This is a genomic window from Roseibium sp. HPY-6, from assembly GCF_040530035.1.
Classification (GTDB): domain Bacteria; phylum Pseudomonadota; class Alphaproteobacteria; order Rhizobiales; family Stappiaceae; genus Roseibium.
In genome coordinates this window covers 1-12,754 of record NZ_JBEWCD010000005.1, presented here as the reverse complement: position 1 = coordinate 12,754, position 12,754 = coordinate 1, and the positions used below count along the sequence as shown (strand labels likewise).

Below are 12,754 nucleotides of genomic sequence, written 5' to 3'. Positions count from 1 at the left end.
GAGAGGAGCCAAAAATGCTGAAAGGGATTGATCCAAGACTGAACGCGGATGTGTTGCATTGTTTGCGGGCGATGGGTCATGGAGATGCCATCGTCATTTCCGATACGAATTTCCCATCGGACAGCGTTGCCAGAAACACGGTCTACGGTTCCCTGTTGCGGATGGAAAATCTCAGTGCCGCCGAAGCTATCGAAGCGATCCTGTCCGTTCTCCCGCTGGATACCTTCGTCGACGATTTCGCGATGCGCATGGAAATTGTCGGCGCACCGGATGAAATCCCGGACGTTCAGAGCGAAGTTCAGGAAAAGATCGACACGGCCGAGGGTGGTTCCCGCCCCATGCTCGGTGTTGAGCGGTTCGCATTTTATGATCTGGCACGGCAAAGCTATGCCGTTATCCAGACGGGTGAGAGGCGTTTTTATGGATGCTTCGTGTTGCGCAAAGGCGTGATAGGACCGGACCAATGAGTTTCGACATTGTCGTTCTGGGTGTCTTTGTGGCGGACACCGCCTATCGTGCATCGCGGCAGCCCAAAATGGGCGAGACCATCTTGGGAGAATCCTTCGCACTGGGACCGGGTGGAAAGGGCTCCAACCAGGCGGTTGCGGCCGGCATGGCCGGCGCAAGCGTTGGCATGCTGACCCGGCTTGGGATGGACCCATTCGCGGATATGGCGCTTGCAACATGGTCGAAGGCCGGGGTGACATCGCTGGCCTCCCAGCATGCGGACAGCTACACCGGGGCGGCGTATATCTTTGTCGACGACAGCACAGGTGACAACGCCATCATTGTCTGTCCCGGTGTCGCGGCCCGCCTGGGACCGAGTGATATTGATGCCCAACAGGAGGCGATCGAAAACAGCAAGGTATTTTTGACACAACTCGAGCAACCGCTGGCGACGGCAGAATATGCCTTGAGGATTGCAAAACAGGCCGGAGTAACAACCATCCTGAATCCTGCCCCAGCCGCCGAATTGCCGGCGTCCCTACTCGGCCTTTGCGACTATGTCACGCCAAACGAGTCCGAGACCGAAGCCATTACCGGGATGAGCGTAAAGACCGTTGAAGACGCCACGAAAGCTGCCGAAGAGCTGATCAACCGCGGCGCAACAGCTGCGATCGTTACACTCGGCGAAAACGGGTCTTTGTTTCACGATGGCGCTGAGGCAACACACGTTCCGGCCATGTCTGCAGGACCCGTCATGGAGACCACTGGTGCTGGCGACGCGTTCAACGGCGGCTTCGCGGCAGGCCTGGCGCAGGGCATGCCGCCATTGGAGGCCATCCGCTTCGCGACGGCAACGGCGTCCATTTCCGTGACGCGGCAAGGCACGGCCCCATCAATGCCGGCCCGAACGGAAATAGAAGCGTTGTTGCAGAAGCATTCCGGTGATTAGCGATCTTCCAATCACCGGCTTGCGTCCTGCGGGTCGGTCTCTCAGATCGCGACGAAACGGCGCTAAGACAATTGTCGGCGCACGGTCCACAAGGCTGACGCCATGATCAATGCAGCCCCTGCCAGAAACTCGAATGACAGAACCTCCCCAAAGACGAAGTATCCAACGCTCGCCGAAAGGGGCAGGCTGAGATAACTGAGGACGGAGAGAAACCCGGCTGATGCCAGACGGTGCGCCTTGAGAAAGCACAATTGTGCAACTTGCGCACAGATACCGATGGCGAGCAGCGGGGCCATGTCGGCCAGAGTGACCGGGGTCCAGCTCCGAAGCGCCAGCGGCAAAACCAGGAGCGTCAATCCCGCCGTGTAGAAAGTCATCATGACGACTGTTGGCACATCGTTGAGAAGCCGCGTGATGATGATGGCGCCCGTTCCGAAAAAGGCAGCGCACAGAAGAGCCAGCAACGCCCAGGAAAAGGCCACCGAACCGGGAGAAACCGCAACGACAACCCCCGCAAAGGCAATTGCCGCGGCGATCCAGCGGCGCGGTCCGATCATTTCCCGCAAGATCACAACGGCCATCACCATGGTCAGGATCGGCCGCGTGAAATTCACGACGGTGATCAAGGCCAACGGCAAGCGCGCAATCGCATAGAAACCAGCCGTCAACGCGATGGTCGAAGCTGCAACGCGCACAAGATGCAGCGGCAGCCGGTCGACACGGCGGAAAAGGTCCACGGAGACAAGGATCCAGGGAAGCATCACGACCAGTCCGGTCAACGCCCGAAAAAAGACGAGCTGGCCGGACGAATATTCAAGACCCAGATGTTTCACGATGCTCTGGGCACACAGGATCAGGCCCATGTCGGCGAGCAGCCAGGCACCGCCGGACATCGTGTTTTTCGTCGTGGCCGAAGTTTCCTCCACCTGATCAGGATCGCGGTGTGACCAGGTTGACCATGAGCCGGAAAGCCCCCGGCACAAGCTTTTCCATCTGGTGGTGCAGGATCAGGGCACAGTGGATGTGGCGGCCCTCGCCGAAATCGCCGGTGAGCAACGCCCCCTGATGGGGCGCTTCGTCCGGGTCTGCCATCTGAAGCAGCGGACGATAAGCCGGGTCCCAGCTCTTGGCGAAATAAAGACCACGCTCCTTGTGCCACCCCTTCCAGTCATCAGGCCCGATCATGTTCGGCACGGTCAAAACGGGGTAATTATCTTCAAGATACGAAACAGCGGCGTTTTCGTCGGTCACCCGCCAGCGCAACGAAGGCTGTCCAATCTCCAGTCGCGCCGGCGGCACGGTATCCGGATCCCAGTTGTCCCAGGGACGATGGTAAAGCGTCAGAAGCGTTCCGCCTCGCTGGACCCAGCGATGAAGCGCAGGCATTGCTTCTTTGAGGCTCTCCTGAAAGCGCATGGCAAAAATGCCGATAACGATCGTTTGGAGACGTTCCAGCACCGTTTCGTTGGTCAGGTCTTCGGGAGAAAGCGTCGTAACGGAAAAGCCGAGCGCGTCGAGCCAGTGCTCGACGCGGTCGTTCCCCGCGCCGATATAGCCAATGTTTCCGACGGTCGGCCCGGCCTCAACGGCCAGCACCGCCACCTCGGCCGGTGCACTCAGATGCCGCGGAGCAGTATGCGGATAGGAAACAGTCTGCACCGAGCGCGCCTCCCGACCGTCCACGCGAACGCCGATCTTGTAGAGGCCTTCCGGTACATCACGCGGAAGCGATACGACGAACCCATCCTCTGTCTGCGAGACATCCCATCCTTCCGGAACATGCAGCGAAGCAACACTGCCCTCCGGCTGGACGGAGGAAATTCCGAGATGCAAGCTGCGCCTGCTGCTGCTGAGATTGACAACCGCCGTTGAGGGAGACAAATCGGCGCAAACCGCCGGACGGATCTGCGGAGGCACCTCGAAAGGAATGCGCGACGTGCTCGTCACGCCGTTCACAGATACATCAACCGACAGAAAAGGCGCTTCGGGTTCATCGGGCAAGAACCGGTCGGGATAGGGATTGCTCGGTGCCGCCGCGCGTGTCTTCAGTCCGCCGGGCGTCTTTTCCCAGCCCTCGGGAAGAACCGGATCAGCATCAGCGCTGTCGGCAAGACCCTTGTGAAGTTCTACCGTCATGCCGACCGTATCATCGGGCTGCAAAATATCTCGGTCCAGCCACGCACGGCAGTCGATCCTGGCTGCAATCCGGATCAGATTTGCAAGCTGCGTTTCTTTGCGCGCAATCTTGTGAGCGTAGCGCGGGTCCACCGTTTCGGCGCCTTCCCGAACAAGCTTCAAGGCAGCGGTTGCGTGGCCGAGCACGCTGGCGCCATCGCCAAACGCCTCGACAGCCGCGGCGATCTCCTGGTCAGCCGCCCTCAAAGCATCGCCGCCCCCAAGATCTGCAAGCGATTCCGGAAGTCCGGAGATCAACGACGTTTCAGCTCCGCCGATGTTTGTCAGTTTGAGGTGTAGCGGCCAGTCTGCTTCTGTTCCGTGCGGGACCCAACGTCCCATGGCCTGCGTCAGGTGGCAGGCACGGCTCCATTGACCGAGCCGCTGAAAGGACTGTCCCGTCGCCGGATCAAAGCCCTTTCCGGAGACTGTAATCGTTGCCGGAGGCGGCGGAAGATCGTCATCATAGGCCTGCCCCGCACCGGACCACGCCGGAAGATAGAACTTGGACACCGACCAAACCGGCAGAGCGCTCTCAACATAAGCAGGATCTGCAGCCAGCCCGATCGCCTCTTCCGCAGCCTCGGTCATCGCACGGTGATGTCCGTGCTGACCGGGAACGTCCAGAAAGGTCGTGCAGACAATGTCCGGCCGTTCGCTGCGCAAAATGTCGACAAACCTTTTGAGCGTACGTGCGCGCCCCCATTTTTTCAGCGTTTCCTGACCTGACTTGGAAAAACCGAAGTCAAAGACACTGTCCTGCGGGCTCTCAGACAGCCAGTAAAGGCGCATCCCGAGCCTCAGAGCTGCCTGTTCCATTTCTGCGGTTCTCAGAACGCCAAGAGCCTGCGTCGCCTCCCGGCCAATATCGTTTTGACCGCCTTCTCCGCGTGTGGAACAGGCGTAGGAGACGTCCAGGCCATCACCCAGGCTGAGCTTAGCCAGCAGGTCCGAGATCTCATCATCCGGATGGGCACCGGTGTTCATGAAGGAAACTGTCGAGCGCAACGGCATCAGCGCTCGCCACAATTCAACAAGGAAGGGTCGTCCAGCTTCGCGCGCGATGCGTTGTGGGGCTGTCAGGGGCATGTCATCAGATCCGGAGACGTCAGGAAACAGGTTAGGGCGTGAGCGCCCGGTGCAAAATCAACGAAGCAGCTCCGACGGTGGCTGCAAGCCGTCCGCATGTGCCGCGTTGCAGCCTGGGGAGCGGGTTATCCTCCCGGCTGGAGACCGATGCCGCAGGAAGCTGGCAGCGATCAACCAGATGGTCGACCAACTGGGGCGGCATGGCTCCGCCCAGAATGATCGTTTGAGGATCCAGCAGATTTTCCAGGATCGGCACGGCCTGCCCCAATGCGCCGGCAGCGCTCTCAAGCCAGCGGCTCAATTTGGGATCACCCCCATCGAAAAGAGCGGCAAGCTCTTCCAGGCCAAGTGCCTTTTCACCACCAATGCGAGATTGAAGGGAGTCTCGGCTGAGCAGGCTTTCCAGCGGTACAAGGCCTCCCTCACCGGCAACCGGGATCTGACCAACCTCGCCTGCATTTCCGAATGCGCCGGTCACCAGGCGTCTGTCATTGACGATGCCGAGACCGACACCTCGACCGAAATAGATGTAAGCGAAGGATCGAATACCCTGGGCAACGCCGTTCAGGCTTTCAGAAAGGGCCGCGGCATTGGCGTCGTTGGAGAGTTCCACCGGTGCACCAAGCACACTCTCGAACAATGCCCGGGCATCCGTGACTTCCCAGCCCTTCAGATCGGTGCTCCTGCCGGACAGACCGGTTTTGCCGAAGGGGCCGGGCATAACAATTCCGGTGCCAAGCAATCTCTTTTCACGAACCGAGGCAGCTTTGAGTTGCGACTTGCGCAAATCGAGCACTGTACTGGCCACGGTGTCCGGCATGGTGTTCGACAGCTTTGTCCGCTCTGTTTTGACAGGCGTGCCAAAAAGATCGAGCAGCGCGGTGAAGACAGCGTCCGGGCGGATCTCCACGCCGAATGCATAGCCGCCCTTCGGATTGAGACCATATTGAACGGCTGGAAGACCTCGCCCGAGCGTGCGCGCGCCCTTTTCAAGAATCCAGCCTTCTTCCAGCAGGTCGGCGATGATGTTGGACACGGCCTGGGTGCTAAGCCCCAAGGACCGGCCGATTTCCGCGCGCCCCATTGTCCCCGCGGAGCGGATATGCCCCAGCACGGCCTGCCGGTTCCGGTTGCGGCTGCGCAGAGGATTCGACCCCGTAAATTGTGAGCTGATATTCATGGCCGCCAGTATTAACTCAAGAAAATTGACAATTCAATTTATTTGACTTAATCGTCATGAGTTCAGGCGGCAAAAGACCGTTTTTCCAGAGCGAAGTACTCATCCGCCCAAACGGGAGCAGCAAAATGTTCAAACTTCTAAGGCGCACGGCGCTCGGCGGCATGACCGCGCTTGCGTCCCTGATAGGCAGCTCAGCGATGGCTGTCGAAATCGAGTATTGGCAGTATTTTTTCGACGCGCGCGTCGATGCCATGGAACAACTGATTGAGAAGTTCGAGGCGGCTAACCCGGACATCACGGTGAAGATGACCCACTTCCCCTACGCCGATTACCGCACGAAAGTGGCTGCTGCGATACCGGCCGGCGAAGGACCAGACGTGGTCCAGCTGTTCTATGGCTGGCTGAATGACTATATCGAAGCCGATCTCATTCAACCTTTGCCAACAGATGTTTTCGACCCGGCCCGCATCGACGAAGAATTTTTCCCGATGGTTCAGGCCATGAAGCGCGACGATGCCTATTACGCGCTGCCGACCGCCGTGCGCTCGCTCGCGCTCTTTTACAACACCCGCCTGTTTGACGAGGCCGGCATCGAGGCTCCCCCGGCAACCCTCGACGAACTTGTCGAAACAGCCAAGAAACTCACCAAGGTCGATGGCGCTGGAAACATCACCCAGGTGGGCATCACCACCGGCATGACGGCGCAGGATCACCATTGGTGGCGCGAAGTGCTCGTCCGGCAGTTTGGCGGCGAGCCATACAAGGATGACTACAAGACAGTCAATTACACCGATGACGCCGGTCTCGCGGCCCTAAATTTCTACGTTGGCTTGGAAAAGGATCACAAGGTCACGAAATCCGGCTTCATGGACGAGCCGCAGGCGGCCTTCAAGGGCAACCGGGCCGGAATGCATATAGACGGATCATTCCGCATCGGCTCGCTGAACAAGGTCCGAGGGCTCAAATGGGCTGTCGCGGAATTGCCGGCAGGTCCGGACGGAACGAAATCAAACTATTCATCCTACTGGGTGAACGGCATCACCACCAAGGCAACCGGTGAAAAATACGACGCTGCGGTGAAGTTCCTGGACTATCTGACATCCGACGAAGCGATGCAGGTCTGGCTGGATATTGTCGGCGAATTGCCCGCCAAACCGTCTGTCGGAATGATCGACGCGAACGCGACGCACGAAACCTATGGCCCGTTCATAAAGGGACTGGCCTATGCCAATACCACCAAATTCGCCAATGAATCCGCTCAGCGGCAGGCAATGGTGGATATGGTCGGCCGCATCGACATCGAAGGACAGGACCCGGCCGAAAGCCTGGCAGCAGCTGCCTCCGAAGAACAGAAAATCCTCGACGACTATTACAAGTGACGCAGGCCTTGTTGGCTTAGCCCGCAGACCGGCCAATCAGGCCGGTTTGCGGAACTCAGATCGAAATTGCGGTCCTGAATGCCCGGTTACAAAAATCTTTCGATACGCCAAAAACAGATTGTCTGGGCATGGGCCTTCCTGGCCGTACCGGTCGTCTTTTATGTCGTCATCCGGTTCTATCCCACTGGGTCCGCCTTTGTGACCTCATTTCAGGAATGGAATCTGCTTGGCACGCGCGCATGGACCGGGCTCGAAAACTACGAGAAACTCTGGAACGATCCTGTTTTCTGGAAGGTCTTCCGAAACACTTTCGCGTATCTGATCATCGGGACGCCCATTTCGCTGGTGATCAGTTTCGTGATTGCCTACCATCTCGACAAGACGCGTTTCATGCACGGCTTCCTGCGCATGCTTTATTTCCTGCCGTTCATGACATCAGCCGTTGCGATGGCATGGATCTGGCGGTGGTTCTACCAGCCGGTTCCTGTCGGGCTCTTCAACAATTTCCTGGCTTCCATGGGCATCCCCCAGATCGAATTTCTGAACTCGACCACCAATGCGCTGCCGTCCATTCTGGCCCCGGCCGTCTGGGCCGGGCTCGGCTTTCAGGTGATCATTTTCATGGCCGGGCTCCGCGCCATTCCGGTTACCTACTACGAGGCTGCAAAAATCGATGGCGTGGGATGGTGGACGGTTTTGACCCGGATCACTCTGCCCCTTCTCAAGCCGACCATTGTTTTCATCGTGGTGTTTTCGTCCATCGGCTTCCTGCGGATCTTTGATCATGTCTTCAACATGACGACCAACAATCCGGGCGGACCATTGAACTCCACCAAACCGTTGGTGCTGATGATCTACGAGACGGCTTTCAGAGATTTCGACATGGGCTACGCCGCAGCCCAGACGGTCGTTCTGTTCACGATCCTGCTTGTGGTCAGCCTGTTGCAGCTTTGGCTTCTCAGGGGAGATGCGACGAAATGAGCATCGTTTCCGAAAGGGTCGGTGACCCGGCAGCCCCGCTCAAAGCAACGTCCGACACCGTGTTTGCAGGCCGCACACCCAAGCAGGCCAATATGGGGCAGGTCATTCGCTGGCTCATCCTGTTTCTGGGCGGACTTCTGATGGTCGCCCCCATCGCCTACATGATTTCAACGTCCCTCAAATGGCCGCACGAAGTCTACAATGTGAAACTGATCCCGGACGAACCGCACCTGGAAAACTACACCTATGTGCTGGAAGACGGCCGGTTTTACCTGTGGTTCCTGAATTCCATCATCATCGCGCTGATCACGACGGTCTGTAACCTGTTCTTCGACAGCCTTGTGGGCTACACGCTGTGCAAGTTCCGCTTTCCCGGCAGATACATCGTCTTCATCGCCATCCTGTCGACGCTGATGATCCCGACGGAGATGCTGGTCATCCCGTGGTACATGATGAGCCAGGCGTTCGGCTGGCTGGACAGCTACTGGGGCATCATGTTTCCCGGACTCATGACTGCCTTCGGCACCTTCTTGATGAAACAGTTCTTTGAAAGCGTGCCGGACGATTTTCTCGAGGCAGCCCGCATTGACGGTTTGAACGAGTTTCAGATCTGGTGGAAAGTGGCGATGCCACTGGTCAAACCGGCACTGGCCGCACTTGCCATCTTTGTTTTTCTCGGCAACTGGACCGCGTTCCTGTGGCCTCTCATTGTCACCAATTCGGTCGAGATGTACACGGTCCCGGTCGGTCTTTCGAGTTTCGGCGATGAAGTCGACGTTGCCTGGGAGCTGATTGCAACGGGCGCAGCAATCTCAACCCTGCCGACACTGATCGTCTTTCTGATTTTCCAGCGCTTCATCATCCGGGGCGTTGTCATGGCGGGGTTGAAGGGATGAGTGGATTTTCCGACGATACCTCCAGGTTTCCCGATCCTGTCTACAGGGAAACGGTTCTTTCCCAGCTGTTCGAAGGCGTGAAGGCGCACTATGCCGGGCACATGGCGGCCATAAACGCGGCGCATCTGGTCATGCTTTCAGAGACCGGCATTCTGACGGCAGAAGATGCGTGCAAACTGGCTCAGGCCCTCCAACAGATCGACCGTGACACCGATGTCGCGAGTCTGACCTATACCGGCGAGTACGAAGACTACTTTTTCTTTGTCGAAGCTGAGTTGAGGCAAAAGCTTGGCGACCTTGGCGGCATGCTACATACCGCCCGTTCCCGTAACGACATGGATCACACCCTTTTCAAGCTCGCACTGCGCGCCAGAACGGATGTTTTGTGGCAGGAGACGATGGCACTCGCTCATGCTGTTCTGGAAAAGGCCGAAGCAGAAAAGGAAACGCTTGTAGTCGCCTACACGCACGGTCAACCTGCGCAGCCAACCACATTCGGCCATTATCTTTGCGCCGCGCTTGAGGTGCTGCTGCGCGATCTGGACCGCTTGAACATGGCGGCTGATGGCCTGGAACATTGCCCAATGGGCGCTGCCGCCATTACGACGACAGGATTTCCGATCGACCGCGCGAGGGTTTCGGAGTTGCTCGGGTTTCAGGAACCTCTACTCAATTCCTATGGCTGCATAGCCTCGGTCGATTACATCACCGGGCTCTATTCCGCGATCAAGCTGATTTTCGTCCACCTGGGACGATTGATACAGGATCTCGCGTTCTGGTCATCCTTCGAAGTCGGACAGCTTTATGTGCCGAACGCGTTTGTTCAGATCTCCTCGATCATGCCCCAGAAACGCAATCCGGTCCCGATTGAGCATATGCGCCACCTTGCCGCCGTAACGGTGGGCCGGTGCGACATGCTGGTCGATACGATGCGCAACACGCCCTTTACCGACATGAACGACAGCGAGGGCGAAGTTCAGCAGGCAGGCTATGCCGTATTTGACAGTGCCGGACGGGTCCTCAAATTGATGACGGCCTTTCTCCCCGCATGCCGCATCAATGCCGATCGGGTACAGCACAACGCGGATGCGGCCTGTGTAACCATCACCGAACTGGCAGACACGCTTGTCCGGACGGAAGGATTGACGTTTCGCCTGGCACATGAAATCGCGGCAGCAACGGCCAGGGCCGTGCTGTCGGACGGTACCGTCCTCGCAGATGGCTATGGCCCTTTCCAGAATGCCTTCTCCAGCATGGCAATGCGCTCACCGGGGATGTCGAAAGACGCCTTCGAGAAGGCTGTCGCTCTTGAGACCTTCGTCGCCAACCGGGATCGCCCTGGCGGTCCGGCACCGGGTGCACTTGAAGGCGCGCTTGCGATCTACCGTGAGCAACTCTCGGATCTGGCGGCCCGCCACCGCCAACGCACCGACCGGCACACACGCGCCGCTGTCACCCTGGAGAACACCTTTGGTGCCTTGTTGGAGCTTGAAAGCTAATGGCCAACCTCTCCTTGAAGAAACTCACCAAGGCTTACGGGAAAACCGAAGTGTTGCACGGTATCGATCTTGACATTGCCGATGGAGAGTTCGTCGTGTTCGTCGGGCCGTCCGGCTGCGGGAAATCAACCAGCCTCAGAATGATCGCAGGCCTTGAGGAAATCACATCCGGCGAGGTCTGGATCGGCGACAGGATGGTCAACAACATGGAACCAAAGGATCGCGACATTGCGATGGTGTTCCAGAACTATGCGATCTATCCCCACATGACCGTGCGCAGGAACATTGCCTTTGGGTTATGGACCTCCACCATGAGCAAGGCGGACAAGAACAAGCGCATCGAAGAAGTCGCGCGCATCCTCGATATGAGTGATCTTCTGGACCGCAAACCTTCTCAGCTCTCCGGCGGGCAAAGGCAACGCGTTGCGATCGGGCGCGCCATGGTGCGGCACCCGGCCGTCTTTTTGTTCGATGAACCGCTGTCCAATCTCGACGCGCAATTGCGCACCCAGATGCGTCTTGAGATCAAGAAACTGCATCAGAGTGTCGGAAACACCATCATCTTCGTGACGCATGATCAGGTCGAGGCAATGACGCTGGCAGACCGGATTGTGATCATGAAGGACGGGCACATTCAGCAGGTGGGCACACCGCAGGAGGTTTTTTACAAACCCGCCAACACATTTGTTGCCAAATTCATCGGTGCGCCATCGATGAACCTGCTTCAGGCCACCTCCGACGATCAGGAGATCAGGCTCCTGAACGGACAGAAAATCATGGCCAGTCCACGGCCCGGAACGGATCGGAACATCCTGCTTGGTGTCAGGCCGGACGACTTGTCTTTTGACGACGGCGTGCCGCTGGTTTCGGGCAAAATTTCCGTTTGTGAACCCCTCGGGTCGGAGATGCTCATTTATGTAAACAGCTCGGAAGGAGAAATCGTCGCCAAGGTTTCCAGCCAGAGCGATGCGCAGGTCGGCGATGAAGTCCGCCTCGGGGCCTCCGTCGATGCACTGCATCTCTTTGATGGTCAGAGCGGAGCGGCGCTGGATCGATGATGTCGGAAACCCAGGGACCGAAGATTGTCTGTATTGGCAGGATCTATTGCGATCTTGTCTTTGCCGGTGTTCCGCGGATGCCGACGCTCGGATCAGAGGTTTTCGCAGACAACGTGTCTCTGCACGCAGGTGGCGGCGCTTTCAACTCCGCCGTAACGTTTTGCGCGCTTGGCTGGAACACCGCGTTGTCCGGTACGCTTCCAGCTACCCCGTTTGACACGCAAATCCTCACGGAAGCCCAGGCAGTCGGACTGGATGTGTCCCTCTGCCGGCAAGCACCTCCAGGTGCTTCCCCTCAAATCACGGTCGCAATGGCCATTCAAGGCGACCGATCGTTCCTGTCCAACAAATCAGGTAAAGCAGCACCTTCGCTGGACACAACGCATCCAACGTGTCGAACTGTGCGGCATATGCACATCGGAGAAATCCGGACCCTGTATGAAATGCCCGCTCTCCTGAAACAGGCAAGGACAGCGGGCTGGACCATCTCTTTGGATTGCGGGTGGGATGATGAATTGATGCCGCAGGGAGCTGCATTGAACAAACTCGTCTCTCAGGTCGATGTCTTTCTTCCAAACGAGATCGAGTTTGAAACCCTGAAAGCCAGCGGCCTGAAAAGCGACGTGGCACCGTTGACGGTCCTGAAACAGGGCGCCAAGGGCGCAACCGCTCTTTCGGACGGTCAGAGACTGCAGCTTCCGGCAACACCGGTCCAGGTTGTCGATGCAACCGGTGCCGGCGATGCCTTCAACGGAGGATTCCTTGCCGGCTGGTTGACCGGGGAGCCTCTGGGCACCTGTCTTGAAAACGGCAACCAGTGCGGAGCAAAAACCGTTGGAAACATTGGCGGCACTCTGGGATTGCTCGCAAAAGAACCCATGCTTAAGGCTTCTTTGTAGGCGCCGATATTCTATTCACAGGACTTCGCTGGGTTTTGTCCCGTTGTGTCGGAGGTTGTCCTCCTTGATGGGGCCCTGGTCATGTTAAAATCTGTATCCCCCACCCGAATACGACAACAGCCTCACCCCTTACGGGATGAGGCTGTTGTCGAATTTGGTTGCGGGAGCAGGATTTTATGTTCGCGTTGCTCCATTGCGCCTT

At 57.9% G+C, this 12,754-nt stretch carries 11 protein-coding genes; 8 read left to right on the top strand and 3 right to left on the bottom strand.

Features of this window, described 5'->3' with window-relative positions:
• The first annotated feature begins 14 nt into the window (after positions 1-14).
• Both ABVF61_RS31610 and rbsK read left to right on the top strand, forming a co-directional pair.
• Positions 15-467 carry an RbsD/FucU family protein gene (locus tag ABVF61_RS31610; protein WP_353997602.1) on the top strand — a complete coding sequence of 151 codons (453 nt, stop codon included), beginning with the start codon at positions 15-17 and terminating at the stop codon, positions 465-467.
• Positions 464-1,396: a ribokinase gene (gene rbsK, locus ABVF61_RS31605; protein WP_353997601.1), complete on the top strand. Its 933-nt coding sequence runs from the start codon at positions 464-466 to the stop codon at positions 1,394-1,396. The genes ABVF61_RS31610 and rbsK overlap by 4 nt, the downstream gene beginning before the upstream one ends.
• A 62-nt stretch (positions 1,397-1,458) precedes the next feature.
• Here the strand turns inward: rbsK and ABVF61_RS31600 are convergent, their stop codons facing one another.
• The 3 genes from ABVF61_RS31600 to ABVF61_RS31590 are packed head-to-tail and all read right to left on the bottom strand — an operon-like array spanning position 1,459 to position 5,840.
• Positions 1,459-2,289 carry a DMT family transporter gene (locus ABVF61_RS31600; RefSeq protein ID WP_353997600.1) on the bottom strand — a complete coding sequence of 277 codons (831 nt, stop codon included), beginning with the start codon at positions 2,287-2,289 and terminating at the stop codon, positions 1,459-1,461.
• 37 nt (positions 2,290-2,326) lie between these two features.
• A complete protein-coding gene (locus ABVF61_RS31595; RefSeq protein ID WP_353997599.1) occupies positions 2,327-4,660 on the bottom strand; it encodes a PIG-L family deacetylase in 2,334 nt (777 codons plus the stop codon).
• A gap of 31 nt (positions 4,661-4,691) precedes the next feature.
• Entirely contained in the window at positions 4,692-5,840 is a 1,149-nt protein-coding gene (locus ABVF61_RS31590) for an ROK family transcriptional regulator (protein WP_353997598.1), read from the bottom strand.
• A 125-nt stretch (positions 5,841-5,965) separates the two neighbouring features.
• On the opposite strand from ABVF61_RS31590, the gene ABVF61_RS31585 reads away from it, so the two are divergent.
• From ABVF61_RS31585 to ABVF61_RS31560, 6 genes are all read left to right on the top strand, one after another.
• A complete protein-coding gene (locus ABVF61_RS31585; RefSeq protein ID WP_353997597.1) occupies positions 5,966-7,219 on the top strand; it encodes an extracellular solute-binding protein in 1,254 nt (417 codons plus the stop codon).
• Between the two features lie 78 nt (positions 7,220-7,297).
• Complete coding sequence (locus ABVF61_RS31580) at positions 7,298-8,200, top strand: carbohydrate ABC transporter permease (protein WP_353997596.1); 903 nt, start codon at positions 7,298-7,300, stop codon at positions 8,198-8,200.
• 92 nt (positions 8,201-8,292) lie between these two features.
• Positions 8,293-9,096 carry a carbohydrate ABC transporter permease gene (locus tag ABVF61_RS31575; RefSeq protein ID WP_353997697.1) on the top strand — a complete coding sequence of 268 codons (804 nt, stop codon included), beginning with the start codon at positions 8,293-8,295 and terminating at the stop codon, positions 9,094-9,096.
• The gene (gene argH, locus ABVF61_RS31570; RefSeq protein ID WP_353997595.1) at positions 9,093-10,595 is read left to right on the top strand and encodes an argininosuccinate lyase; all 1,503 of its coding nucleotides are present in this window, start codon (positions 9,093-9,095) and stop codon (positions 10,593-10,595) included. The genes ABVF61_RS31575 and argH overlap by 4 nt, the downstream gene beginning before the upstream one ends.
• Complete coding sequence (locus tag ABVF61_RS31565; protein ID WP_353997594.1) at positions 10,595-11,653, top strand: ABC transporter ATP-binding protein; 1,059 nt, start codon at positions 10,595-10,597, stop codon at positions 11,651-11,653. The genes argH and ABVF61_RS31565 overlap by 1 nt, the downstream gene beginning before the upstream one ends.
• A complete protein-coding gene (locus ABVF61_RS31560; RefSeq protein ID WP_353997593.1) occupies positions 11,653-12,552 on the top strand; it encodes a carbohydrate kinase family protein in 900 nt (299 codons plus the stop codon). The genes ABVF61_RS31565 and ABVF61_RS31560 overlap by 1 nt, the downstream gene beginning before the upstream one ends.
• The last annotated feature ends 202 nt before the right edge of the window (positions 12,553-12,754 follow it).

What these genes read in the sequence shown, in the direction of transcription:
- ABVF61_RS31610 (WP_353997602.1), top strand. Translation starts at nt 15, where the DNA reads ATGCTGAAAGGGATTGATCCAAGACTGAACGCGGATGTGTTGCATTGT.
- rbsK (WP_353997601.1), top strand. Translation starts at nt 464, where the DNA reads ATGAGTTTCGACATTGTCGTTCTGGGTGTCTTTGTGGCGGACACCGCC.
- ABVF61_RS31600 (WP_353997600.1), bottom strand. Translation starts at nt 2,289, where the DNA reads ATGTCCGGCGGTGCCTGGCTGCTCGCCGACATGGGCCTGATCCTGTGT.
- ABVF61_RS31595 (WP_353997599.1), bottom strand. Translation starts at nt 4,660, where the DNA reads ATGCCCCTGACAGCCCCACAACGCATCGCGCGCGAAGCTGGACGACCC.
- ABVF61_RS31590 (WP_353997598.1), bottom strand. Translation starts at nt 5,840, where the DNA reads ATGAATATCAGCTCACAATTTACGGGGTCGAATCCTCTGCGCAGCCGC.
- ABVF61_RS31585 (WP_353997597.1), top strand. Translation starts at nt 5,966, where the DNA reads ATGTTCAAACTTCTAAGGCGCACGGCGCTCGGCGGCATGACCGCGCTT.
- ABVF61_RS31580 (WP_353997596.1), top strand. Translation starts at nt 7,298, where the DNA reads ATGCCCGGTTACAAAAATCTTTCGATACGCCAAAAACAGATTGTCTGG.
- ABVF61_RS31575 (WP_353997697.1), top strand. Translation starts at nt 8,293, where the DNA reads ATGGGGCAGGTCATTCGCTGGCTCATCCTGTTTCTGGGCGGACTTCTG.
- argH (WP_353997595.1), top strand. Translation starts at nt 9,093, where the DNA reads ATGAGTGGATTTTCCGACGATACCTCCAGGTTTCCCGATCCTGTCTAC.
- ABVF61_RS31565 (WP_353997594.1), top strand. Translation starts at nt 10,595, where the DNA reads ATGGCCAACCTCTCCTTGAAGAAACTCACCAAGGCTTACGGGAAAACC.
- ABVF61_RS31560 (WP_353997593.1), top strand. Translation starts at nt 11,653, where the DNA reads ATGTCGGAAACCCAGGGACCGAAGATTGTCTGTATTGGCAGGATCTAT.